Source organism: Rhodothermales bacterium (genome assembly GCA_041391505.1).
Classification (GTDB): domain Bacteria; phylum Bacteroidota; class Rhodothermia; order Rhodothermales; family JAHQVL01; genus JAWKNW01.
This window is the reverse complement of the sequence record JAWKNW010000032.1, coordinates 32,408-56,566: the sequence shown is the minus strand read 5'-3', so window position 1 is coordinate 56,566 and position 24,159 is coordinate 32,408. Positions and strand designations below refer to the sequence as shown.

Below are 24,159 nucleotides of genomic sequence, written 5' to 3'. Positions count from 1 at the left end.
TCGACCCCGCGTCGTGGACGAAACATCCGGAGCCGGTTTTTGCCTCCGCGCCCGGGGCGCACGCCGCCGGCCATAACTCGTTCTTCACGTCGCCCGACGGCTCGGAGGACTGGATTCTCTACCACGCCAACCCCGAACCCGGTCAGGGCTGCGGCGGCCGAAGGTCGCCGCGGATGCAGCGGTTTGACTGGGACGCCGACGGCATGCCGCGCCTGGGCGCCGCGCTGACGCCCGGAGACACACTCGCCGGTCCGGCTGGCGAATGACCCGGTCAGTCCGGCACGTGCACCAGCTTGCGCGTGTACTGCCGGCCAGCCGCGCGGAGGTGCAGGACGTACACGCCCCCCGCCAGCCCCGAGGCATCGACGCGCAGCTCGTAGATACGCCCCGGCGCGGCGCGCTCCTCGAAGAGTCGCATCACCGATTGCCCTAGCATGTTGTACAGCGTCAGCGCGACGGGTCCTTCGGCGTCGACCGCAAAACGAACCGTCGTTTCGTTTGCGAACGGGTTGGGGAAGGGCGCTTCGAGCCCGGCCTCGGGGACCGGGGCTTCCTCGCTGACGGTTACACCGGTGGCGGGGTAGAGCCGGTCCGACGGGATGGGAGCTTCCGATCCGCCGGGCGGCGTCCAGAGCAGCCGCGCGACGGCCTCGCCGCCGTGTTCGTAGTACTCCATCTTCAGGTTGTACCGGCGGCCGGCCTCGAGGTCGATCGCCGCATCGAAGCGCGTGGGTTCCTGGTCGAGCCAGTTGTCGATCAGCAGCACATCGTCCACCCAGAGGCGGACGCCGTCGTCCGTGAGCGTGGAAAAGGTGTAGGTGCCGCTGACGTCCGCGGCGACCTGGCCGGTCCAGCGGACGCTGAAGTTGTCCGGACGCATGCCGTCCACCGGCGGCCCGTCGCCCCAGTCGAAGTCGATGGTCGGGTCGATGCGCGTGATGCTGAATCCGGTAAAATCCGGACCGTTGTAGTAGACGCCCTGCACACCGGACAGCGTTCCGCCGACCAGGATAAACCCGGTCTTTTCGGCGATGGCGACGCCCCGTTCGCCCGTCACGCGGAGGCGGACGGTATAGAGCCCTTCGCTGGAGAAGGTGTGGGTTGGATGCTGGACGCCGCTTTCGCCGCCGTCCCCGAAGTCCCACTGCCACGCGGACGCGCCCGGCACGGTCGAGGCCTCCGTGAACCGAACGGTGAGGGGGGCATCGCCCGAGGTGACGTCGGCGCTGAAGTCGGCGTCGCCGGCGTACTGGAGGCGGAGGATGTTCGCGCCGCTCGCGGTCGGGTCGGCGCTGAAGTCCTTGTACAGGTCCGAGAAATAGAGCCCGTCCCGCCCGGCGGTGAGGGCGGCGGCGGAGGCCTTGCCGCTGCCGGTGTACTCGGCGATCGTCTGGGGGCCGCCGAAGAGGGCGCCGGCGGCGTCGAGGTCGAATCGCACGATGCGCTTGCCGTTGTCCTGCGGCCCGGAGGCCCAGGTGGCGCCGGACTCGGTGACGAAGGCATCCCCGAAATAGGCTTCCGGGAAGCCGCTGCCGGCGTAGGTCTCGGGTTCGATGAACGCGATGTTGACGGGGGCGTGGGGCGGCGTCCAGTTGTAGAGCGCGCCGGTGGTCAGGGTCTGGTCGTTCCCGTTCCATCCGTACGACTGGCCGGCTTCGATGCGCGCGAACCGGTCGTTGGCGTCCCCGCCGTTTTCGACCGTGTACAACGCCCCGTCCGACGTGCGCCAGCGGCCCCCGAAGGGGTTGCGGAGGCCGTAGGCGTAGATGTAGTCGGTGGCGGTGATGCCGTCCGAGGCGTCGTAGAACGGGTTGTCCGCCGGCGCGCTGCCGTCGAGATTGACGCGCAGGATCTTGCCGCGGAAGCTGGTGAGATCGAGCGCCGTCTCGGCCCGGAAGCCGTCGCCCATGTTGACGTACAGCTTGCCGTCCGGGCCGATGGTGAGGGTCGAGATGAAATGCGACTGGCCCTGCCGCTCGTCCGGCATGTCGAGTACCGTGGTGATGGTCGACGCGGTGCGGCCTCCGTCGGCGCTGGCGAGGCGGATGACTTTCGGAAACTGGGTGCCGCTGCGCGGATTCGGGTCGTAGAGTACGCCGGCGAGGAGGTCGCCGTTGGCGGGGTCGATGACGATGCCGGCCAGGCCCTGCTCGCCCGAGCCCGGAAAGAGCCCCGACGGCGTGTAGTTGAGCAGATCGGTCGCGAAGTCGCTCACCGTGCCGTCCCGCGAGACGACCTTGATCGAGCCGTACAGTTCGGAGACGTAGAAATACGGCGCATCCGGCGCCGTTCCGGGGTTGGGCACGAACGCCACGTTCACCGGCAGCCGGAAGCCCGTCGCCACCGGCACGATGTTGAAACCGGGCACCATCACGCTCCAGGCGATGGGCGCGCCCCGGGCGAGGTCGGAGAAGTCCGGCGTCTCCTCGCCGGGGTCCGCGAGGTAGGTGCTGCCGCTGGCGGCGACCCAGAACGCGGCAGACTGTCCCGGCGCGAGGCTGATGTCGGGGAGATAAAGCGTGCGGTCGGCGCCGTCGTGTTCGGTGACGGTGAGGCGAGACGCCGGCAGCGTCAGGTTTTCGGAGCCGCTCGTCGCCACGACGCGCACGGCGGCATGCTGGGGCAGCTCGGGGGCGATTTCGACCTCGTTGCCGCTCGCGCCGCCTCGGATCGCCAGCAACAGCGCGCCGCTGGCCTGTTCGAGCCGGAGGGCGGGAGGTGTCGCGCCGGCGGGCAGGGCGATGGGCGCTCCAAAATCATCCGACCAGAAAGGCGGCGGATTCTCCGCGAAGCCGTCGGCCTCGATCGGAAAGATCAGCGCCGGCGAACCGGTCTGGAAAAAGCGCTCGCTGTAGTCGCTCCACAGGCCACTACTATCCCGGAAGCGGACGCGCAGCCGGTAGGCGGTGTCGTAGCGCAACTCCGTCTCGCCGAACAGCGCGCCCTCGAACGACCCGTCGCCAAAATGCGTATGCACGCGTTCCAGGCCGCCGATGCACGAGGTAAACCAGACGCGTTCGTCGGGCGTTTGAGACCAGATCTCCCAGTCGGTGCAGTCGTGCTCGTCGCCGTCCGCATCCACCATGTTCTGCGTTTCCATGTGCACGTCGAACGGGTTGACGACGTGACCGTCGCTGCTCGGTTCGGTGATGACGGGCGGTTCGGGCGGTGTTTGCGCGAGAGCCGGCGCATGAATGAGCAGGATGCCGGCCAGGCTGACGCCGAGGCGAAAGAAAGAACGGGAAGGTCTCATGGCTTCACCGGATGGGTTCCGAGAAGAAGGAGGATCGTGGCGAAGACATGACCTCTTTTCCCGTGTTATTCGCGGCGAGACGGGAAAGGATTTCGTAGTCTTCGGGCTCTTCGTCGCGAACTTGATGCCATGACACCCATCAGGCTCTGAGTCCGAGCGTTTTTTTACTGCGCGTATGATCAGTACTCGTCCCATTCGATCGTTATCCCTGTATTTCGGGCTTTTTTGCGTCCTGGTGTCCGCCTGTGACACCTCGCCGCCGCCGCCGTCGGGCGGTGAGGCGCTGGCGCGCACCTATTGCGGATCCTGCCATGTTTATCCCGAACCCGCCCTGCTGAGCGTGTGGAACTGGGGCAACGTGCTGCCGGACATGGGGAGCCGGCTGGGGGTTTATCCGGTGATCCCGCGCGACACGCTGGTGCGGCTGATCGACTGGGCCGGCGTCGATCCGGCGTCCATCTACCCCGAAGAAGCGCGGCTCACCCGCGCGCAGTGGGATTCGCTCGAAGCCTTTTACCTCGAGCACGCGCCCGACACCCTGCTCACGCCGGCACGCGGCACGCCCGTCGCCGTCGAGATGCCGGCGCCGTTCGTGCTGCGCGCGCCCGATTACCGGTTCGACAAGCCGTTCACGATCCTGACGCGCATCCAGGCCAGCCCGCCGCTGTTTTACGTGGGCAACTACGGCCGGCCGAACAGCACGCTGATGGTCATCAACGGAAAGGGACAGGTGCTGTTCGACTGGAAGATCGACGGCGCGCCGGTCGACGTGCACTGGGACGGGCAGCGCCTCTACGTCCTGCTGGTCGGGCTCGGACCCGAGCCGACGGAAGCCGCGCTGGGGTCGATCTACGTCCTCACCGGGCCGTCCAGGCCGCCGGTCGCCTTCATCGAGGGGCTCAAACGCCCCGTCGACATGGCCGTGGCGGACCTGTCGGGCGACGGGCTCGACGACTTCGTGATCGGCGAGTTCGGCCACCAGGTCGGGTCGCTCGTGTGGTACGAATCGAACCGGGAAGGCGCGATGACGCGGCACGTGCTCAGCGAGATGCCGGGCGCGGCGCACGTCGAGATCGCCGACATGGACGGGGATGGGCGGCAGGATATCGTGGCGCTGATGGCGCAGGGCGACGAAGGGATCGACATCTACCACAACGCCGGCGGCGGCCGGTACGAGGCGAAGCGGGTGCTCCGGTTTCCGCCGGTCTATGGATCCAACAGCTTCCAGCTGGCCGACGTCAACGGCGACGGCCGGACCGATATCCTCTACGTCAACGGCGACAACGCGGACGCGACGCACGTTCCGAAACCCTACCACGGGCTGCGCCTCTTTCTCGCGAACGCGGCCGGCGGCTACGACGAGCGCTGGTTTTTCCCGATGCACGGCGCCATCGCCGCCCGCATCGGCGACTTCGACGCCGACGGCGACCTCGACATCGCCGCCATCTCGGCGTTTCCCGACTATCTGAACGCTCCGGGAGAGAGCTTCATCTACCTCCGCAACCGCGGCGACCTCACGTTCGAGGCAAGCACCTTCCCCGATGCGCAGCGCGGCCGATGGCTCACCATGGACGCCGGCGACTACGATGCCGACGGCGACATCGATCTGATCCTGGGTTCCAACATCGGGTTTGCGCCCGAAGGCGATACGACGGGGTTGTTCGACCGGTGGCAGGAAGAAGCGCCGTCCTTTCTGATGTTGCATAACAGCCTCGATCCGCCCGCTCCCGGGAATAAGTAGCGATGCGGGCGGTCCAACGGATGTGCGGGGCCACTGGCCGGGTGCGTGGTAACCGGCACGGGTTTATACAGGAGGAATACCGATGCGAACACAGCGATCGATACGGCTCGCGCTGGCCGGCGCGGCCCTGCTCGTTGCCGGCTGCAGCGCCTTGTCGCCCGGCGAGACCCAGCCGCTCGCCATCCATCTCCAGGGCGGGTACGAGGCGGACGACGTCGAAGTCTGGGTAGACGACGACGTCGTGTTCCGAAGCCGGATCACCACCAACAACGTGCTCGGGCTCGCGCAGGAAGTCGAGATCGAGCGGAAAGAAGGGCGCCATATCGTCACGGTGCGCGTCAACGGCGAGACGACGGGCACCCGGTCCATCCTCCTCCGAGCGCCATTGTTCGTGGGGATCAGCTACAACGAGGCGGAGGACCGCATCCTGTTTGTCGTGAGCGAAGAAGGGTTCGTGTATTTCTGATGAGGTAGGGTGCGAACCGTTCGGGGTGGCTATCTTTGCGGCGTGTTTCCTATCGCCTGTGCTATGAAATCGTTCGTCTCGGCCGCCGCCTTCGTTCTGCTCGTCATGCTCGAACCCTGTACGCCTCCGGATGCCGCCACGCAGGTCGACGCCCTGTTCGAGGCCTACGCCGGCGCCGACACGCCGGGGCTCTCCGTGCTGGTCATCAAGAACGGCGAGGTGCGGTATCGCAAGGCGTTCGGGATGGCGAATCTGGAAGAGGCTGAGTCGGCCACGCCGGCGACGAACTACCGCCTGGCTTCCGTGACCAAACAGTTCACGGCGATGGCCACGCTGATGCTGGTGGAAGAGGGACGCCTGTCGCTGGATACCCGCCTCACGGAGCTTTTCCCCGACTTCCCGCCGTACGGGCACGCCGTCGCCGTCCGCCATCTCCTGAGCCACACCTCCGGCCTGCTCGATTACGAAGACCTGATCCCGGATTCGGCCACGGTCCAGGTACGCGACCGCGACGTGCTGGCGTCCATGACGCGTCAGGATTCCACCTATTTCGAGCCCGGCTCCCGGTTTCGGTACAGCAACACCGGGTACGCGCTGCTGGCGATGATCGTCGAGACCGTATCCGGGCAGCGATTTGCCGATTTCCTGCACGATCGCCTGTTCGTTCCCCTCGGCATGACGGGCACGGTAGCGTTCGAGGAGGGCGTGTCCACGGTTTCGCACCGGGCGTACGGGTATACGCAGGCCGGCGCCTCCTTCGTGCGCAACGATCAGAGCCTCACGAGCGCCGTCCTGGGCGATGGCGGCATCTATTCGTCGGTGGACGATCTGTACGCCTGGCACCGGGCGCTGGACGGCGGCAAGCTCGTCCGCCCCGGGTTGATGGAGCAGGTGTTCATGCCGGCTGAAAACACGCAGCACGACGGGGCCGGCTACGGCTACGGCTGGTTCGTCGGCCGGTACGACGGCCGCGCGTCGGTGTGGCACACCGGCAGCACGGTCGGCTTTCGCAACGCCGTCGAGCGCTTCCCTCGGGAGCGGCTCACCGTGATCGTCCTGTCCAACCGCGACACCGAGGTGCACGATCTGTTGCGCCGGGTGGCGGACGTGTTCCTGGCGGAGCCGTCCTGAGCGCCGGTGTTAAAAAAACGAGCGAGGGTACGCCATGACATTGTCATACCCCCTCCCGAACTTGCGACCCTTCACCACATCTATCCCGAGCATTCCCCTTAACCCATGAAAAATCCCGTAGAAGCCCTGCTCGAGTGGTACGACCACATTCAACAGGATCATCGCGCCGAGATCGCGTCGCTCATCTTTTCCCGCCTGCCGAACCTCGAGTACGAGGTGAAGGAGGAGGTGGTCGAAAGCGACTTCCGGATCTGGCTGACGGAAGAGACCAAGACGGAGCGGATCATCGGTCAGCTGCTCACCGTGCGCGGCCTGATCGGCTATCTGATGGAGGTGCGCGGCAATCCGCTGTCGTGGAATTATTCGATGGACGCGTTCCTGGGCGTGCTCAACGACGACGACGAAAACGAGCGGTCGAAAGGCTATGCGCGCGACCGGTTGCTGGAGCTGCCGAAGCAGAAAGGCGAGTGGCTCGAGACGGCCGCCACGTGGCGCAAGCTCAACCGGCAGGTGTTGTCCGACAAGGCGTTGCACGACTGGGAGCGGCTGAATATCATGCAGGAATCGATCTGAGGCGACCGGCGCGTGTGGCGCGCGGGCCATCCGGGAACGGAACATGAAATGACCGTTTGCATTCGCTTGAAATGCCGTGTACCTGTCATTTCAACATGAGTAGGATGTTACGTTATTTGACGCTGCTGGCGCTCGTCTTCGCCGCCTGTGGGCCGTCGGGCGATGCCGATACCCGGGCCGCCGATCAGTCCGCCATGGAACTGTTTCTGCTTGCCGGCCAATCGAACATGGCCGGCCGGGGCGATGTCGAGACGCAGGACCGGCTGCCCGATCCCCGGGTGCTGATGTTCACGCAGGAGGGGGAGTGGAAGCCGGCGGTGGATCCGGTCCACTTTGACAAGCCGATCGCCGGCGTGGGCCCGGGGCGTTCCTTCGGCCTGGCCGTCGCGGAGAAAACGCCCGGCGTCGTCGTCGGCCTCATCCCGACCGCCGTCGGTGGATCGCCGATCTCGACCTGGCGTCCCGGCGCGCGGGACGACGCCACGAACACCCACCCCTACGACGACGCGATGCGTCGGCTCGCACAGGCCAGGCAACGGGGCGAACTCAAGGCCGTGCTCTGGCACCAGGGGGAAAGCGACAGCCAGGAAGCCCTCGCGCCCCTGTACAAGGAGCGTCTCGCGGAGCTGATCGCGCGGTTCCGGGACCAGACCGGCAACCCGAACCTTCCGTTCCTGATCGGTCAGATGGGGCGGTTTCCGGAGAAGCCCTGGACCGAGGCCTGGACCGAGGTGGATCGCGCCCAGCGCGAACTGGCCGCCGAAATCCCCGGCGTCGCGTTCGTGCCGTCGGACGGCCTCACGCACAAGGGAGATACGCTGCATTTCGACACCGCCTCGGCGCGTGAGATGGGGCGTCGATACGCCGAGGCCTATTTCAAGCTGATCGAGCGACCCTAGCCCGAAAGACCCCATGATGCAGGACGTCCGCTTCGCTTCGGTCGAGGCGTTTCTCGCCTACCTGCCGGCGGACGAGCGCGCCATCGTCGATCGGCTTCGCGCCGTGGTGCGCGAGACGGTCCAGGAGGCCGAGGAGCGGCTGTCGTACAATGTGCCGTATTACCGCCGGCACAAGGACATCTGCTTCATCTGGCCCGGTTCGGTGGCCTGGGCCGGTAAGACGAAGCAGGGCGTCATCCTCGGCTTCACGCAAGGCATACGGATGAACGATCCGCACGGGTATCTGGATCTGAGCGGCCGCAAACAGGTGGGCATGCACGTCTATCACGACGTCTCCGAAATCGATGCTCCCCTGGTGGCGGACTATCTCGCCGAGGCCGTGCGCGTCGACGAACAAGGGGCCGCTGCGCGGGCGCAGGGCCGAAAAGGGGCCGCGTAATTTGCGCAAATTCGTACGGATGTAACAATGCGTGCTTTTGAGATCGACGCGCGCGGAGTACCTTCGGCGTGTCGGTACGTCACTCAAGCTCAACAAGAGAACCGTATGAAAATCGTGCAGCGTTACAGTGTTCTGCTCCTCGCTTCCCTGTCGCTCGTCGGCTGCTACCATGCCCGCATCGATACCGGGCTGGCGCCGTCCGCGCAGGTGGTCGACATCCCGTTCGCAACCAGCTGGATCTACGGCCTCGTGCCGCCGGCGGCGGTCGACGGCGCCAAGGAATGCCCGAACGGGGTGGCGATCGTCGAAACCGAACTCAGCTTCGTCAACTCGCTGGTCGGCGCCATCACGTTCGGCATTTTCACGCCGATGCACATCAAAGTCACCTGCGCCAGCGGCTCGATGGGCATGCTGGAAAGCGACTCGGATGAAGTGCTGGTCAGCCATGCCGGCAGTGCGTCCGACGTGCGCGAAGCCGTGGGCCAGGCGGCCGAAACGGCGGTGCGCGAGGGCAAGCCGGTGTATCTGCACTTCGAATAATCGGGCTATCCGGCACGGATCGGTCGCCGCGGCGACGGTCCTCGTTTCAGACGGCCAGGCGAGCGATCTCCTGGCCGTCTCTTTTTACCCGGCTCGCACCCTTACATCCTATTGTTGCGGCATTTATGTTAGCTTGAGAAACTGTTGAGAAATAAAAAAGAGTTGTCTTCCTGAGCCCCCGACGCTTGCGACGGGGTTGTCGAAAGCCCGCCCCCGCGAACGCGGGAGGACCTCCCGAATCACTCGCGCATGGCTCCCATGAGCGTCTCACGGTGGTTCGAGAGGTCCTTCATCACGCCCACCGCAAGCGGAGGGCGGTTCAGGATGACACACCGAGAAGGATTTTTGAAAATCCCAACCGTTTCTCATGCTCTCAAGTTCTTATGCCCATCGTGTTGTGCTATGCAGCGAAGGCCGGCGCAGCCCTCATCACATCCCAAGAAACGCACCGCCGACCGACTGCGCAACCGTCCACGCCTTCGTCTGCATCAGCGATGGGTCAGGACACATGACCCGGCGAGGCGTACTCGTGTACGCTCGAAATGACAGGCCACACCACGTTAGCTAGCGCGCGAGCCATACGAATGCGGCGAGTACCAGAAGCAGAACCGCCGGCGCGCACACGAAGGCGGGGATGAAATAGAGGGCCCAGATCGTGTCGATGCGAACGACAGCGGGATTCCCGGGGTCGTAGACGACCGGAAGGGTTCCGTCGCTGCCGACGAGCGATGCGGCCAGCGAGCCGCCAAACGCATCGGCCAGCTGGACTTTCCGAAGGCCGCCTCCGTCAAGGCGAAGTTCGACCGTGAAGCGATCCACGCCTGCGGATGAAGTGGCCGTGTCATGGCTGTCGACGCTCGCATCGGATAGAACAACGACCTTAGCCCGGACATGGCGTGCCCGGCGCACAAAGCGCGCGGTCCGTATCGCCAATGCCGCTCCAAGCACGAAGAGCGACAAGACAGTCATTACGAATATGGATGCGCCGGACATGGGCGGCTGTATGGGCTAAGGGGAAGCTACAGGGCGCGACGAAGGCGCGTCCCAATGACTGGAGAGCGCGGCGTTTAGGCGCGCAATCGACTATCGCAACGATTCCATCTACACGCCTTCCTCCAGCGCTTTTTTGTGGGCATAGGGCGCAGGGCGATCACTTGTGGAAGTCTCCGGTACAACCGGGGCAGTTCAGTCCGCCGGTATCCCCGGTGGTGACGATGATCGAGTCGCAGCCGGCGTGGTAAATCCTCGTGCCGCGGGAATGTCGGTGCCTCTTTGCGGGCGCTGTGCTTTACAGCGGGGCGTATACATTGAGAAGCACAGGCCCTCGGTAATCGCCCGACCGAACGCCTGGTTATGTATTTATTGCTCGATTATTTCTGAGTAGCCCGAAGACCTGTCACCGGACAACCATTGCCACGCTTCTTTGAACCTGATCTTGCCGTCACCCGTGAACTCAGGTGTTGACAGACATGTGCCCATCATGAGTTCACCGCGTTGATTCACGTGGTGATACCGCATGTCGAGCTGGCCCGACGCCAGTACGTTGGCCACAAGATGGCCTTTGACAATGTCGCCACCTTCATACTCAGCCCAGACAACGCGTGCTTTCTGATGGTAGTAAAACACGGTATCAGCACCTACTTCGCCATTTTCTGTATTTGTGACAGACCGAAATATCTTTCCTTCGAGGTTAAATTCCATACTGCTTTGTATGATGCGTAACGTGCACTTCCGCGGCGAGCGCACAAATGGGTGCGGTTGCATGCCTCGACAGACCCCTGGCGGTGACGGTGTCGCAGCCGGCGAGGTAGACGCCGCAGCGGGTAAAGTGAACGTGGCTAGACAACCAGCGCTTTCATCTCGGGGTAGTGGTATACAGCGCTCTCGGAAGGCGTGTCCAGCGCACACGCGACCATGGCCCGGGCGATCTCGGTTGTTCGGATGGGACGAAATCGCGCCGGCGTGAGCGGTGCAAGGAGCGACGCGGCCATGGAGACCAGGCGAGGCGTGTGCTGGGAACCCAGGATGGTAGATGGCCGGAAGATGCTCACAACGGCGGGACCTTGCTTCAACACGGCGGCTTCCGCCTCTCCCTTGACCCGGGCGTAGCGGCTCATGCCGGCAGCGCCCGAGCCGGTCGTACGCGCGTTGATGTCGGCCCCTACCGCGGACATGAAGGCAAGATGGCGGACCTTCCCGGACTCCTTCAGTCCCCGGGCAAAGGCGGCGTTGAGATCGACGTCGATGGCCCGGTGCTGCTCCAGGGTGAGTTTGGCGGTGCCGGCTCCGACGCCCAGGACACTGAATCCGACGGCATCCATCGGAAGCGGATGTAGCGCGTCGACCACGGACTGAACCAGCGTATCCGGCGCCATGTCGGGGACGATCAACTCTTCGACTTCCGTGTCATCTGGAAGCCCAAGGGGCCGGCGGACGACGACGATCACGGGGCTGAACCGACCGGAGCGCTCCACTTCATCCAGCAGCGCGCTACCTACCGAACCCGAAGCTCCCAGGATGATGGCGGCTTCATGAGGCATTTCGAATGTGGGGCTTGATGGCACGGGTATGACCCGCTGAAAACGGGGCCTGGGCATTCATATCGCAAGCGATGGCCGGCTCAGGATGGCGTAAGATACGCTACGGCCAACTCATCCTGGGGCACGCCCATACTCTATCGACCATCGAGCGATTCCACCCCCTTCCTCCAGCGCCGTTTCGTCTGCGCGTCCTACCGCTCGTATGCCCCGGCCCATCCCGCGAACCCCGGAGCGATCTCGTCGAGCGCATCGATGAGTTCAGCGGCGGTCTCGGGGGTCCAGTCGGCGTCAGCCAGCCGCTCTCTGGCCGCACGGACGAAGTCAAGCCCGTGGAGGTCGTAGAGGACGTGGACCCGGTCCTGGAAGATGTTCTGGTACCAGATGTAGTTCTCGAACCCGACGCCGGCGTAGAGGCGGTTGAGGTCGTCGAGCGAGGTGTGCGTCGGCTCGTAGCCTTCCCGTCCGGCCTCCAACACCACGTCCCACACGACGGCCATCTCGGGCTCGTGTACGCGCATGAAGGCGTAGCCGAGGTACGTCGCCATCAGCTCGCTGAACCAGGGCTGCCTGGTGTTCAGTCCGTAGGCGTTCGCCTGCACATGCCCGAGCTCGTGCAGCGCGATGGCGTCGAACATGATCGGCAGGGCCTCGGCGTAACTGAGACCAACCGAGCCAAGCCGCGCTGAGAGACTGGGCGACGCGGTCGACTCGTACGGCGCATACGCATCGCGGACGAGCCCCACGCTGAGGTCTGCAGGTTGAACGACGACGCGGTCGTTCACGAACGGGAGCCCGTAGGGGATGCCGCCGGGGAAAGCGGCGCGCTGGTAATCGGCCGGATCGAGGAGCGCGATATACAGCTGCGCGACATCGACGCCGAGGCTGTCCCGGTAGAAGGTATTCGACGCAGCAGCGAGGTGCCCCATCGCGGCCGCACGCTCGGCGTAGCCGGCGGAGTAGAACACGCGGTAGCCCGAATCAAGGCTGTCGAGGCCGAGGGCGCGGGTGCGGTCGAGGTTGGTGAGCGCGCGGTCCTGCGCCTCGGCACGGGTACCGATCCCGATCACGAGGGCCAGAGCAAGCAGACGAGCGCAAACGCTGGAGAGGCTCATTCGAAGCGTGGTGTGAGCAACGGAGTGCAGTACCAGAAAGGACGTATAACGGCCCGCGGTTCAAGTGCGAAAAGGTGCATGGTCATACGTTCAAACGAGCGACCAACCACACGCGGAGCAACTTGCTCTGGGAATGTCGGAACGCGTTTCGTCACTAGCAACTGCTGATTAGCTTGCATAGCACGGCCTACAGCAATGACACCGACCCACAACATCTGTCAGGCGACTTTATCGACACGCGGCGGGTTGCCAAACTTGCGGGAAAATTCGCGGCTGAACTGCGTGGGGCTCTCATAGCCAACCTTGAACGCGGCGCTGGCAACGGTATGCCCGGTGTCCATCAAGAGTCGGCGCGCTTCGAGAAGCCTGAGTTCTTTCTGATACTGCAGCGGCGTCGTTGCTGTGAGCGCCTTGAAATGCTCGTAAAAGGACGATGGACTCATCCCCGCAATACTGGCCATCCTTTTCACGGTGAGGGGGGTGGCATAGTTCTGCTTGATGTGGGCAATCGCCTTCGCGATGCGGTTGGCATGACTCCCCCGCCGTAGTAGCTGACGAAGCATACCGCCGTGCCGCACCAGAAGCAGCCGGAAATGGATCTCGCGCAGGACAAGCGGGACCATCACCTTCGCCTCAAGCCGCGGCCGATCCACTAAATCGAAGAGTCGCCCCATCGCGTCGATCAGCGCCGTATTGGTATCTCCGACAGCCAGCCCATAGGCATGTACCTCTTCAAGATCAACTTCGCCCACCTCGTCATGCAGACTGCGCACCATACCCATATCGAGTTCCAGCACCAAGGCCACATAGGGCACTTGATCGCTCGCCTCCGTCACGCGTGAGTGGACCGGCAGGTCATGGCTGACGATCAGTGACTCTCCAGCGGCAAAGCTGAGGCAGCGCGCACCGAAATGGGTTTCCTTGCGCCCTTGTAGAATCAGGCAAAGCAGTGGTTGATAGAGAACTGCCTCTACTGATGTGGGTTTGCGACTACGCAGCACCGTGAGTCCAGCGAGTCCAGTGGCACAAGGTTCGTCACCGACATCCTGACTGTCTAGCCAAGCACAAACTCGGGTGGTCAGATCATTTTTCGTCATAGACCGCCCCCTTTACTCCCATATTCGACATGGAACATGATACACACGCGGTTCAACATAAATCCAGAGATTCGGAGGATCAGGCATGAGGTAAAGAGAAACAGGCAGGCACGCGTGGCTTCCAGGGCATAGGTTCATTCGATAGGGGCCTTACGAGATAGGCCGGTTTTCGCAATGAACCAGGAAGAGAATGACTACCACAGTCCACGCATACGCAGTACATGAGGCGGGTGGCAGGCTCGAGCCATTTGAATATGAACTCGGGGCGCTTGCCCCAAACGAGGTTGATCTCAACGTGAAAAGCTGCGGCATCTGCTTCAGTGATGTCAGCATGATCGACAATGCCTGGGGGTTTTCGCCGTATCCGATGGTGCCCGGCCATGAGATTATCGGCGAGGTCCGCGCTGTGGGCGAACAGGTCACCCATCTCGCTGTCGGCGACATTGTGGGCGTTGGGTGGCACGCTGGCTACTGCCTGATGTGCGCGCAGTGCATGAGCGGCGATCATCATATGTGCTCGCATGCGGTGAGCACCTTCATCGGTCGCCATGGCGGCTACGCCGACATGGTGCGTGCGCAGGCTGCCGCCGTGTTCAAACTGCCTGACGGCGTTGATGCGCGTACCGCCGGCCCATTGATGTGCGGTGGCATCACGGTGTTCAGCCCGTTCCTGCAGTTTGGCATCTCGCCAACCGCGAACGTCGGCGTCATCGGCATCGGCGGTCTCGGTCACCTGGCACTCAAGTTCGCACAAGCCTGGGGTTGCCACATTACCGCATTCACATCCACTGAAGCCAAGCAGCAGCAAGCCCTGGAGATGGGCGCGCACGAGGTCCTCAACTCACGCGACACCGAGGCCCTCGCAAGGGCGACCGACCGCTTTGACCTGTTGCTTTCTACCGTTAACGCGCCCCTCGACTGGAACGCTTTCATCGGGACCCTGAAGCGACGCGGCCGATTGCACGTCCTGGGCGCGGTCATGGAGCCGTTGAGCATTCCGACGAGCTCTTTGATGATGGCACAGCGCTCGGTGTCCAGTTCGCCGGCCGGCAGTCCGTCGGATATCACGAAGATGCTGGACTTCGTTGGCCGTCACGGCATCGCCCCTATGACCGAGCACTTCTCTTTCGACCAGATCAATGACGCGATTGAGCACCTCCGGGGTGGCAAAGCCCGCTACCGGGTCGTGCTCGAACACTAAGAGAGCGCTGTATATCGAAATGACATACTAACAAGTTTGCGGCTCACCCGCGAAGGGCAACGACCGCTGGCGGTGGCTCGGAGCGCGGGATTCGCCGATGGTCGAACAGCGCGAGGACGCTCGCGCCCTTCCTGTGCGCACAGCCGCGGGTTAGGCGGCCTCAGGGAGGGCCAGGAGGAGGCTTCATCGCTCGGTGCGCTGGTAGAGGCCGCCGAAGAGGCCGTTGTACTAGACCGAGTAGGCGATGGCCTGCCCCTCGGCGACGTGGAAGACGAAGCGGTCCATTGGCCAGTCGGCCCGCCCGAAGACGTGTCTGCCCTGGTGCAGGAGAGGTCGCACCGAGGTGGTGTCGTCAGCCCAGATGCGGGCGAGGCGGTCGCCGTCCCGGACGACGTGGTAGCGCCAGCCGCCCCGGTCGCCGACGTAGGTGCCGAGGTACGGGGCCGCCGCCTCGGGGCCGAGCGGGTGATCCGCCAGCTTGGGCTCGCCCAGCCCGAGCACGAGGCGTGCCACCTCGGCCTCGATCACGAGGGCGTCGCCTTCGCTGGATCGCGTGTTCATCAGGACGGCGACGCTCAGGTCCGCCTCGGGGTAGTAGACGAGCGCTGCGACGTTGGACGACGGGTTGCCCCCGAGATGGCCTAACAGTGGGTGCCCGTCGAGCGACCCGCGCATGATCCCGAGGCCAGCGTCCACCGCAACGCCATTCGTCAGAACCGTCGGGCCGAGCATGGCGTCGAGCGCCGCCTCGGAGAGCAGGCCGCTCGTGGTCAATGCCGCTGGGAGACGAGCAAGGTCGGCGGTCGTCATGCACAGGCCCGCGTCGCCGCGCACGCCCGTCTCGGCGTCCTCCACGCTTACCACGAAGCCGCCGTCCTCGCCCACGTCGTAGCCGACCGAACGAGCGGTACCTGCCTCGTCGCAGAGAACGACGCTGACCAGGCCGAGCGGCCGGGCGATCTTCTCGATCACGACCTCGCCCCACGGCTGTCCTGTCACGCGCTCCACAATCAGCCCGGCGAGGTAGAAGGCCGTGTTCGTGTAGCGCCAGTCCGCCCCCGGCGCGAAGTCGAGCGGGCGGTCGCGGACGAAGTCCAGGACGAACGCCGGATGGAACGGCGTGCCCTCCTCCTCCTAGCGCGTGTAGTCGTAGAAGTAGTCGGTCAGCCCCGAGGTGTGGTTGAGGAGCTGTCGGAGCGTGATGGAGCGGCCTTGCTCCGGGTTCGGGAAGGCGGGCAGGAGCGTGGCAAGGTCGTCGTCGAGGTCGAGGCGGCCCTCATCCACGAGTCGGAGCACCGCCGCTGCGGCGATGATCTTGCCCACCGAGGCGGCGTTGAAGATCGTCTCCACCGTCACCGGGATGGCCGCCTCGGTGTCGGCGAGACCATAGCCTCGCGCGTGCAGCACCTCGCCGTCCTGCACGACGCTCACTGACAGCCCGGCAATGGAATTGTCCGCTAACGCAGCCTGGACGGTGGAATCGATGCGGGCCGAGAGGTCTTGAGACTGCGCTTCGGCAGCAGATCCAATCAGCAGACTAGACAGGAGGATGAGAGAACGTGACACCACAGAAGTACCGGTACGAGCGGATCATAGAGAGGTAAGAGATACGCGGGCAGTGAGCGCCTCCGCCTCAGCGCGATTTACGGGCAGGATGGTGGTGATGATTCCAATTGTCGAGACCCAGTAGCGGAGGTCCTCCGCTAGCCCTGGGGCTGCGCGATAGCGATCGAGAAGCGCGCGGGCCTCAGGAGTGGAGATCGGCGCGTCGCAGTCGACCAGAATCTGTTCGATGCCCCGCCTCTCCTCGCACGACGCCACGATGTAGCGCTGGACCTGGATCGGCGTGAGCCCGCGAACGCGCTCGCGGTAGGTCGGCAGATCCTGGAAAAGCCAGCCGCCCTGCGTGATCTGGCTTTCGTTGTAATAGGCTCCGAGGTCGGCGCGAAGGGTGGGGTCGCGGATGAGCCGGAGGTCGCCGGCCTCACGCATCTCATCGAAGGTGCGTCGGGTCGAGGTGAAGGGGAGAACCTGTGAGGCATGGTAGTACGAGACCACGGTCGCCCAGGGTGAGTCGTTTCGGAGCGTGCCCGTCTCGATGTGAGCGACGGCGACCTCGGCGTAGTCCGCGACGAGCGCGTAGTACGCTAACCGGGTGTCGATGGCATCAGTGTCGGCGCGGAGGTCCTCACGGATCCGTTCGAGGTAACCCCGCCCCCTGGCCTGGTCGCTCCGGGCTTGTCCCCACGCCGTCACCTGAAAGCCAATTACCACGCCGAGCACCACGATCACGAGTTCCAGACCGACGGAGAACCAGTTCTGCTCTCGGACGGCCTTCGCCAGTCTCCCAAGGATCAGACTCGACCGCTCAGCGGATGTCTCGTCCTGATGCTCTGGAAGTTGTTCGTCGGTCTCGACCATTTACCAAGTTGTTTGAGACGCAGAACGGTTGCACTAAGCCGCAGCCCGCTGCAGCGGCGTTTCTAGAAGCTACGGAAACGCCAGCGAGGGAGCAACGCTGAAACCCTGAAGCGGGTTGTCGGCTTGAGTGACTTGTGATGTGGCCCAGGCAACTTTGTTAGTCCCGACCAGGATCACCGAACAAGCTTTCTGGCAACTCAGCAAGCGAGATAGCTTGAAGTTGGATGACCAGGTATGTCCCGTCGTAGTCACCCTCAATCCGGTACGGGAGGTGCTTCCCGCCGGGCATCTCGCGGTAATCATCGTAGCGCACGACGACGATCACGGGGCTGAACCGAGCGGAGCGCTCCACTTCATCCAGCAGCGCGCTACCTACCGAACCCGAGGCTCCGAGGATGATGGCGGCTTGATGAGGCATTTCGAAGGGGGGCTGAATGGAGCTGCCGGCGATTCAAAAGGGCAGGATGTTCGATGGGTCGGGTTCTGACTGGATGGAGATTCTATTTGGCCTATACGACTTTGATGCGCCGGCGAGGCACCTTATGGCCGTTTCAACAACTGGTCATAGTCCGCGTGTGACCCGATCCAATACCAGAGCATCCCCCGCTCGTCTCGTTTGCCTACGGCGCGATAACCCTTCGTGACCCGGACCGAATAGATCGTCAGACTCGGATGCACTTGCTTGAAGCGCAGGCTACTGTGCCATGGATCCCGTTTAAACTGCAGATAGGCCTCCTTTGCCTGTCGCCGTACTTCCTCCGGCAACGCTTCAAGTTGCTTCCGGAATCGCGTGGTGGTCCTACTTCTCACAAAGCTTCGGGGTCGAATTCTTCCGTTAACCCGTTGCGTTCTTCCTCCTCGGCCTCCTCGGCAAGGCGTTCGAGAACATCAGGTGATCGCGCGAACGCCGCATCCCAACGAGCTTCATCTTCAATTTCTTCCAGGATGAGCGCCGCGATGGCGTCTTGCTGCTTTTCTGGAAGTTGCCTGGCCCGAGCTACGGCCTTTGAAAGCATGTCGGTCATATCTCACCGCGTGGCTTCGTTTGATGTCATGCCAGTTGGACTTTCTGATCGTGCGATCGTTTCAGGCGACAGCCCTTCGAGAAAGGCCTGGACCACGGAATCGAGCGACACGCGCGTGCCGGCAACCCAAGATCCGCCGTCGCAGTGTTCGACATAGTGCCTATCCATCGCGTTTCCCGATCCAGTGGTATTCGAAATGGCTGTCATGGCTGTGTATGATCCTGCTCCGAGTCCAGTTCCGGCTAGGGAGGAGCGCGGTCGAACTCAGGCCGGGCCTCTCTATTTCCCGGAGACAAAACGGATACGTCGCTCCTCTTTCACGCGCCCCGTTCGATGTCAAGATTCGACGGGCTATCCACAAGGATGGAATAGCCATAACGGGGCAACATCTCCTCAAAGGCGCGACGTGTCATGCCAAGCACGTTTCTGGCCTGCTTCTGCGAAAGCTTGCCCGTGTAGTAGAGCGAGGCGGCGAGGGCTTCCTTCAAAAAGTGCTCATCCACGCCGGCTTCGTCTGGAATATCGATGGATACTGTCATGGCGTCTGAAAGGTGCGTATGGGGTCGCTGTGGTACAACGCCCGGTGCTCTTTCCGGTTTACCTGGCCTCCATCACACTACGAAATCAAGGAGGCCGATTACCGCTGTACATCCAATACGCGCGAGGAGCCGTCCTCATAGCCGAGGCCAGGCGTTGGCGAGCCGATGTGCGCCGGCAACCCATGGGCAGTGACAGTGTCGCTGCCGGCGAGGTCATCGCCGTGGCGGGTGAAGTGAATGTCGCTATACAACCAGCGCTTTCATCTCAGGGTGGTGGTATACCGCGCTCTCGGAAGGCGTGTTCAGCGCGCACGCAACCATAGCCTGGGCGATCTCGGTTGTTCGGATGGGCCGAAACCGCGCCGGCGTGAGCGGAGCAAGGAGTGACGCAGCCATGGAGACCAGGCGAGGCGTGTGCTGGGAGCCCAGGATGGTAGACGGCCGAAAGATGCTCACCACATCGGGTCCTCGCCTCTGCACGGCCGCTTCCGCCTCTGCTTTGACCCGGGCGTAGCGGCTCATGCCGGCAGCGCCCGAGCCGGTCATACGCGCGTTGATGTCGGCCCCTACCGCGGACATGAAGGCAAGGTGACGGACCTTGCCGGACTCCTTCAGTCCCCGGGTAAAGGCGGCGTTGAGGTCGACGTCGATGGCCCGATGCTGCTCCAGCGAGAGCTTTGCGGTGCCGGCTCCGACGCCCAGAACGCTGAACCCAACCGCTTCCACCGGAAGCCGGTTTAACGCGTCGACCACGGACACGATGATCGTGTCCGGACCCATGTCGGGGACGATCAGCTCTTCGACCTTCGTGTTACCGGGAAGCCCAAGGGGTCGGCGGACGACGACGATCACGGGGCTGAACCGAGCGGAGCGCTCCACTTCATCCAGCAGCGCGCTACCTACCGAACCCGATGCTCCCAGGATGATGGCGGCTTGATGAGGCATTTCGATTGTGTGGCCTAACGACCCCAGCATTACGCATGAAGCGGAGTTGGCAACGCCCTCGCCCTTGGTCGCCCGTACATGCCGTTGTTACCCACACACGGAGATTAATATCCTTTCTTCGAAGAGTATCTATCAGCCATCAGCTTCTTATTATTGTTAACATAATTCAATATCTCATTTGACATCATTTCGAAATAGTAACCTATGTACACACCCTTTTTCCTTTTGTCATAAATATAAAACTCAAGCCCATTCCAGTATTTCATAATCATTGGATACCAAAGCTCATGTGTCAATTTCTTATTGACTAACCTAAACTTATAGGCGACACCAAGCTCTGTAAATAGGTTTGTAAATAACCGCAAATCAGACATTAATTTATCATCTTTATAAAGTTTCTCTAATTTTTTCACATCATTCTTGGACGAACTTAGCCACTGATCAACATTAGCTCTTACTTTTCCCATCTCGGGCGAATTCATGCGCTCAATATAGGTCAATGTTCTTACCAGCTTAAAATGGCGAACTGTATAGATTAATGATAACCCAGCGAAAACAAAACCTGATACCCACGAGAGCAAGCTTATATAAGAACCAATATCCATTTTATTTCAACCATTCTAAAAGTGTCACTACCTTGCATACCTCTCAACTCACAGCTAAACAGTGTCTGAAAAAATAGTCATTTCAATATTCTGTTTCTGACACAGCAGCGCTTGTGTAGGCAACGCCCATTTAAGCGATGCTGAGCTCGGAGCAGATGATCGAGCAAGCCATGCACGAGTAGGCGCGGATTGCTGAGCCCCCGAGTGCGCTAGCGAGCGGCTTGACCACCTTGTTAGCGCTGCCCTTTGGCATGGTTCTCGAATATGACATTTAGGTGTGCTCCAAAATCTGAAAACTCACCGATCTTGAAAGAGCTGCAGCCTTCTGTGTTTAGGTAAAGTGCTTGAATCTCCCCACCAATGTAAAGCCTAGACTCAGCTGGTACTTGGCTTTGGATTTGCCGCTGTTCTTCCATCAATCCCGGGATGGCTTGAACCAACTCGTAGCTTCCCTCAGGCGGCGTGCACTCTGGCTTGAACCCCATACCATATTGAAGCTGCTCGGACTGAAATTCGTTTACTGATCGGTACGTGAACGAAACCACTTTGCTTGTGACTTCCGATATTCCGAACTGATAGACAGTGGTAGTTAGGGATTCGAGCATCTCGTACTCAGTCCGATACTCTCTCCAAAGCCTGCGAAGTGCATCAGGCGTATGAAAATCAAGATTCTCGATGCCCCTTAGAACCATTCTCGTACTCACTATTAATGCCCATTGGTTTGCAAAACCACCGGCGCCAGTACCCGCAATGATGGTTCTCAAATGCGGTATGTGGACGGCTTTGGAAACGAACATGAATGGCTCTCCCGACGGGGTAACAGCCAGCGTATCAGTAGCAACAAGAATCTGATTTTCATCGGTTGAAAAGATTAGTGACGACATTTTCGACCTTTCTTGCGCTAACGACCTGGCCATAACCGGCCATGGCATTGTGGTTCGTTATTCAAAGTTACAGAGAAGCTGCCGCCTGGGCAACGCGCCGAACCATTCAGTACTGGGTCCGTGTTGATGGCCTTGTTATGATGCCGAACGTTTAGGAAAGAGAGCGAACAGCGCAAGCCCGACTCCTACTAAGAGTCCGATTCCGAGTGGATACCACATGCGGTGCCAAGCTTGAAAGAATAAATGCCGTGGCAGGTCAGAAACGCTGTCCATCGCCCCTAGGATCGACTCTCCTGCAACATATGAGCCTACGATTCCAAACACAAACGAAGCCAGGGCACCTATGAAGCAGATGAGAACTCGATCTGCGCTCGGGCGACGGCTTATGATAACTGCCAAGAAGCCGACGACGACCGGAGAGATGAGGCCACCATACCATACAAGGTTATCGAAGAGTACCATCCTTTCGATCTCATCCATTATGTCAGGCAATAGGCAACATAACGCCCGGCTCACCAGCGCCCAAACCGGAGAGCTTTTTGTGGTAAAGTGAGCGCAGCGAAACCCACAAAAAGAGCATAGGTTTGGGCGTCTGCGCGTAGCCGTTTGTTAGGCATTTTTTAAGTACTCATTCTGAACTTTATTTGTAAGTTCAATTCTTTGTATCTCACTTGGGGTGAATATGAGCTGCACAAATGCCTCTTGAGCGGCATGCAAGTACCCCGTGTCTTCTATTTTCCCTTCCGACTTCAATTTACCTTCTAAATCATGGATAAGTCGGACTAATTCTTTACCTCTTGAGGTCAGCGGCGCCATGAATGATGGCTGCATTTCTCGGTCGTACCAATCAATCATGCAATCCGAGAAATCAACATCGGCTATACGCTGGTGCACGATGAACTTTATATAATCAAATAGAAATTTATGCTCAGAATCACCCACGCCGACTCCAAAGGGTGAATTTTGATTATGCAATTCAACTTCTGCTACAGTCATCGCTACATCCACACCAAAATATAAAGAGCGGCATATATTAGTTAAGCCTGAACAGAATAGGTTTAGATAGGACACAGGAAATGATGAATTGCTGCTTTTAGTCTTAATCAAATAGTCCATCACTTCTTCGACTGACATGAACTCTTGATCTAACACTGCAAAACCTTCAAATAGATTTTGAGCGTTGGTAGTTTGTAGGACATTTGACTTGGGTATACTAATTCCCTTTGCATCTGATTGCTTGGCAACCCTTAAGACCTGGCGGGCATCTTGCCAGTAACTTAAATTGGTATCCGGATTGTGAATAATTATAAGCACCGGCAACGGGAATCTTTCCCAGTAAAATCGGTGTTTCTCCTCAGGATGGAACACCCAATCTCCTTTGCTTTCTTTAAAAAATGATGGGCCAGACTTTATTTGAATAGCAATCATCCTCCCCGTTGCGAATCCTTCAGGACTAACATATTCGATCTGACCATCAATGCCAACATCAGCCATTGGAGTTTCACGCCAAATCTGGCCAATTTTCGCCATAACTTCAGCTACAGCGTTTACTCCTAACCTTTCTTGAGAATTAGTCTGATTATATTTGGGAAAGCTCATATTTTCCTTGATTGCCTAACGCACAAGTTAACCGGCGCCGGAGCCCGTAAGAGCGGAGGGCACCAACACTGGCCATGAAAATGGCGAAGCCATGGCCAGTGTTGGCGTCCGCGTTGAACGCCCAGTTAGGCGCTTACTTGCCACGCAAAAGTAGTGTGAGCATGGAGTACATGCGATGAAACAGGTAGTCAATGTGATGCTCATTGTTCAGTGGTTGTTGGGTTACCTCTGAGTGGCGAATATGAAATGTATTCCCGATTTCGGTAAGCTCACGAGCCTCTTTTTCCAGGGAAGCGCGAAAACCGGGTTCTGATGATGCTCGGTCTAGAAGCTTTGCGACGGATAGCCGTTTGTTGTTGGGGTCCTCCAGGGACTTGATTCTTTCCCAGCAGTCCCAAAGCCTTTCCAGTGCAATTTTTCGTTCATCGAGCCGTGGGCTAAAGAATCGCGCGCGTGCTTCCTCAAGCATTCTGTCTAGCTGCGTATCTCCGGTTGCAAACTGCCCACTTGCAAGTGATTCGCGAAGAACTGGTGGTGCTAGTCGCTGTATTTGACCTTCAGAAGTCAGTTCGTAAGCAATTCCATTTCTGGAGAATATTCGATTCACAGCGGAGCGGAAGTCGAACTGACCTGTAGGCACATCAAAGGTTAAATGATGATGGCCAAAATAGGAGTGAAATGAGCCTTGGATGGGCTTTGCAATATTTCGATGACAAAACTCTAGCAAGTCGAGGACAACGGCGGTTGGAGGCGCATGGGGCTCGCGGCTTGTTGAGTAAAAGCCCTGATCAACTTCCTTTGTATCACTAAGCGGCCACTCAACTTCCGGGATCTCAGCTCGAAGCACACGCACCATCGTGGCTTCATCCGATCCAACTGAGCCATGGCCATCGGGACAGTTGTCAGGGAAGGCGTTTCCAAAAGATCCTGATGCCACTGCCGATTGAATGACAGCAACAATCCCACCCCATACCTGCGGGCTAATGATTTCGTTAACCCGAGCCTTCGGGCCGTTTTCTCGATCGCTGAAGTACTCCATTTTTTCTTTCTGAGGGCGCCTAACGCCCAAAGCAGCAGCGCGCGTTAGCGCGTCCAGCCCGAAGGGCGATGCTGCCTTTGCTTGTTATGCATTTGACCTAGCCTACCTTG

Annotated in this window: 24 protein-coding genes and 1 pseudogene; 9 read left to right on the top strand and 16 right to left on the bottom strand. The window is 60.7% G+C overall.

Going from position 1 to position 24,159, the window contains the following annotated elements; translation table 11 throughout:
- Window positions 1-266, top strand: a 266-nt coding sequence (locus R2834_21745; GenBank protein ID MEZ4702971.1) for a family 43 glycosylhydrolase, incomplete at its 5' end; no start/stop codon positions are given.
- A gap of 5 nt (window positions 267-271) precedes the next feature.
- Here the strand turns inward: R2834_21745 and R2834_21740 are convergent.
- Window positions 272-3,253, bottom strand: coding sequence for a PQQ-dependent sugar dehydrogenase (locus R2834_21740; protein MEZ4702970.1), 2,982 nt, complete (start codon window positions 3,251-3,253; stop codon window positions 272-274).
- Between the two features lie 175 nt (window positions 3,254-3,428).
- On the opposite strand from R2834_21740, the gene R2834_21735 reads away from it, so the two are divergent.
- The 7 genes from R2834_21735 to R2834_21705 all read left to right on the top strand — a co-directional run bounded on the left by R2834_21735 (window position 3,429) and on the right by R2834_21705 (window position 9,042).
- Entirely contained in the window at window positions 3,429-4,994 is a 1,566-nt protein-coding gene (locus R2834_21735) for a VCBS repeat-containing protein (protein MEZ4702969.1), read from the top strand.
- An 82-nt stretch (window positions 4,995-5,076) separates the two neighbouring features.
- Window positions 5,077-5,460: a hypothetical protein gene (locus R2834_21730; protein MEZ4702968.1), complete on the top strand. Its 384-nt coding sequence runs from the start codon at window positions 5,077-5,079 to the stop codon at window positions 5,458-5,460.
- Between the two features lie 63 nt (window positions 5,461-5,523).
- A complete protein-coding gene (locus R2834_21725) occupies window positions 5,524-6,591 on the top strand; it encodes a serine hydrolase domain-containing protein (GenBank protein MEZ4702967.1) in 1,068 nt (355 codons plus the stop codon).
- Window positions 6,592-6,696: 105 nt separating this feature from the next.
- Window positions 6,697-7,164 carry a hypothetical protein gene (locus R2834_21720; GenBank protein MEZ4702966.1) on the top strand — a complete coding sequence of 156 codons (468 nt, stop codon included), beginning with the start codon at window positions 6,697-6,699 and terminating at the stop codon, window positions 7,162-7,164.
- A gap of 104 nt (window positions 7,165-7,268) precedes the next feature.
- The gene (locus R2834_21715; GenBank protein ID MEZ4702965.1) at window positions 7,269-8,063 is read left to right on the top strand and encodes a sialate O-acetylesterase; all 795 of its coding nucleotides are present in this window, start codon (window positions 7,269-7,271) and stop codon (window positions 8,061-8,063) included.
- Window positions 8,064-8,076: 13 nt separating this feature from the next.
- A complete protein-coding gene (locus R2834_21710; protein MEZ4702964.1) occupies window positions 8,077-8,502 on the top strand; it encodes a DUF1801 domain-containing protein in 426 nt (141 codons plus the stop codon).
- Window positions 8,503-8,607: 105 nt separating this feature from the next.
- Window positions 8,608-9,042: a Bor family protein gene (locus R2834_21705; GenBank protein ID MEZ4702963.1), complete on the top strand. Its 435-nt coding sequence runs from the start codon at window positions 8,608-8,610 to the stop codon at window positions 9,040-9,042.
- A 564-nt stretch (window positions 9,043-9,606) separates the two neighbouring features.
- Here the strand turns inward: R2834_21705 and R2834_21700 are convergent.
- The 5 genes from R2834_21700 to R2834_21680 form a co-directional block, all read right to left on the bottom strand.
- Window positions 9,607-10,035 carry a DUF3592 domain-containing protein gene (locus R2834_21700; protein ID MEZ4702962.1) on the bottom strand — a complete coding sequence of 143 codons (429 nt, stop codon included), beginning with the start codon at window positions 10,033-10,035 and terminating at the stop codon, window positions 9,607-9,609.
- Between the two features lie 366 nt (window positions 10,036-10,401).
- A complete protein-coding gene (locus R2834_21695; GenBank protein ID MEZ4702961.1) occupies window positions 10,402-10,743 on the bottom strand; it encodes a hypothetical protein in 342 nt (113 codons plus the stop codon).
- A gap of 137 nt (window positions 10,744-10,880) precedes the next feature.
- On the bottom strand, window positions 10,881-11,582 hold the full coding sequence (locus R2834_21690; protein MEZ4702960.1) for an NAD(P)H-binding protein: 702 nt from the start codon (window positions 11,580-11,582) through the stop codon (window positions 10,881-10,883).
- A 191-nt stretch (window positions 11,583-11,773) separates the two neighbouring features.
- Window positions 11,774-12,649 (bottom strand): hypothetical protein, encoded by an 876-nt coding sequence (locus R2834_21685; GenBank protein MEZ4702959.1) that lies wholly within the window; start codon window positions 12,647-12,649, stop codon window positions 11,774-11,776.
- A 263-nt stretch (window positions 12,650-12,912) separates the two neighbouring features.
- Window positions 12,913-13,791 (bottom strand): AraC family transcriptional regulator, encoded by an 879-nt coding sequence (locus R2834_21680; GenBank protein MEZ4702958.1) that lies wholly within the window; start codon window positions 13,789-13,791, stop codon window positions 12,913-12,915.
- 190 nt (window positions 13,792-13,981) lie between these two features.
- Between R2834_21680 and R2834_21675 the strand changes: the two genes are divergently transcribed.
- Entirely contained in the window at window positions 13,982-14,992 is a 1,011-nt protein-coding gene (locus R2834_21675; GenBank protein ID MEZ4702957.1) for an NAD(P)-dependent alcohol dehydrogenase, read from the top strand.
- Between the two features lie 228 nt (window positions 14,993-15,220).
- On the opposite strand, the pseudogene R2834_21670 reads toward R2834_21675, so the two are convergent.
- From R2834_21670 to R2834_21625, 10 genes and pseudogenes are all read right to left on the bottom strand, one after another.
- Window positions 15,221-16,558, bottom strand: a pseudogene (locus R2834_21670) (serine hydrolase domain-containing protein).
- Window positions 16,559-16,582: 24 nt separating this feature from the next.
- Window positions 16,583-17,413, bottom strand: coding sequence for a hypothetical protein (locus R2834_21665; protein ID MEZ4702956.1), 831 nt, complete (start codon window positions 17,411-17,413; stop codon window positions 16,583-16,585).
- Between the two features lie 157 nt (window positions 17,414-17,570).
- Window positions 17,571-17,831, bottom strand: coding sequence for a hypothetical protein (locus R2834_21660; GenBank protein ID MEZ4702955.1), 261 nt, complete (start codon window positions 17,829-17,831; stop codon window positions 17,571-17,573).
- 388 nt (window positions 17,832-18,219) lie between these two features.
- On the bottom strand, window positions 18,220-18,438 hold the full coding sequence (locus tag R2834_21655; protein ID MEZ4702954.1) for a hypothetical protein: 219 nt from the start codon (window positions 18,436-18,438) through the stop codon (window positions 18,220-18,222).
- 317 nt (window positions 18,439-18,755) lie between these two features.
- Window positions 18,756-18,977 carry a UPF0175 family protein gene (locus R2834_21650; GenBank protein ID MEZ4702953.1) on the bottom strand — a complete coding sequence of 74 codons (222 nt, stop codon included), beginning with the start codon at window positions 18,975-18,977 and terminating at the stop codon, window positions 18,756-18,758.
- Window positions 18,978-19,220: 243 nt separating this feature from the next.
- Window positions 19,221-19,922, bottom strand: coding sequence for an NAD(P)H-binding protein (locus R2834_21645; GenBank protein MEZ4702952.1), 702 nt, complete (start codon window positions 19,920-19,922; stop codon window positions 19,221-19,223).
- Window positions 19,923-20,026: 104 nt separating this feature from the next.
- Window positions 20,027-20,527, bottom strand: coding sequence for a hypothetical protein (locus R2834_21640; GenBank protein ID MEZ4702951.1), 501 nt, complete (start codon window positions 20,525-20,527; stop codon window positions 20,027-20,029).
- A 233-nt stretch (window positions 20,528-20,760) separates the two neighbouring features.
- The gene (locus R2834_21635; GenBank protein MEZ4702950.1) at window positions 20,761-21,411 is read right to left on the bottom strand and encodes a hypothetical protein; all 651 of its coding nucleotides are present in this window, start codon (window positions 21,409-21,411) and stop codon (window positions 20,761-20,763) included.
- A gap of 609 nt (window positions 21,412-22,020) precedes the next feature.
- Window positions 22,021-23,010 (bottom strand): DUF4365 domain-containing protein, encoded by a 990-nt coding sequence (locus tag R2834_21630; GenBank protein ID MEZ4702949.1) that lies wholly within the window; start codon window positions 23,008-23,010, stop codon window positions 22,021-22,023.
- A gap of 133 nt (window positions 23,011-23,143) precedes the next feature.
- The gene (locus R2834_21625) at window positions 23,144-24,049 is read right to left on the bottom strand and encodes a hypothetical protein (GenBank protein ID MEZ4702948.1); all 906 of its coding nucleotides are present in this window, start codon (window positions 24,047-24,049) and stop codon (window positions 23,144-23,146) included.
- Window positions 24,050-24,159: the final 110 nt, after the last annotated feature.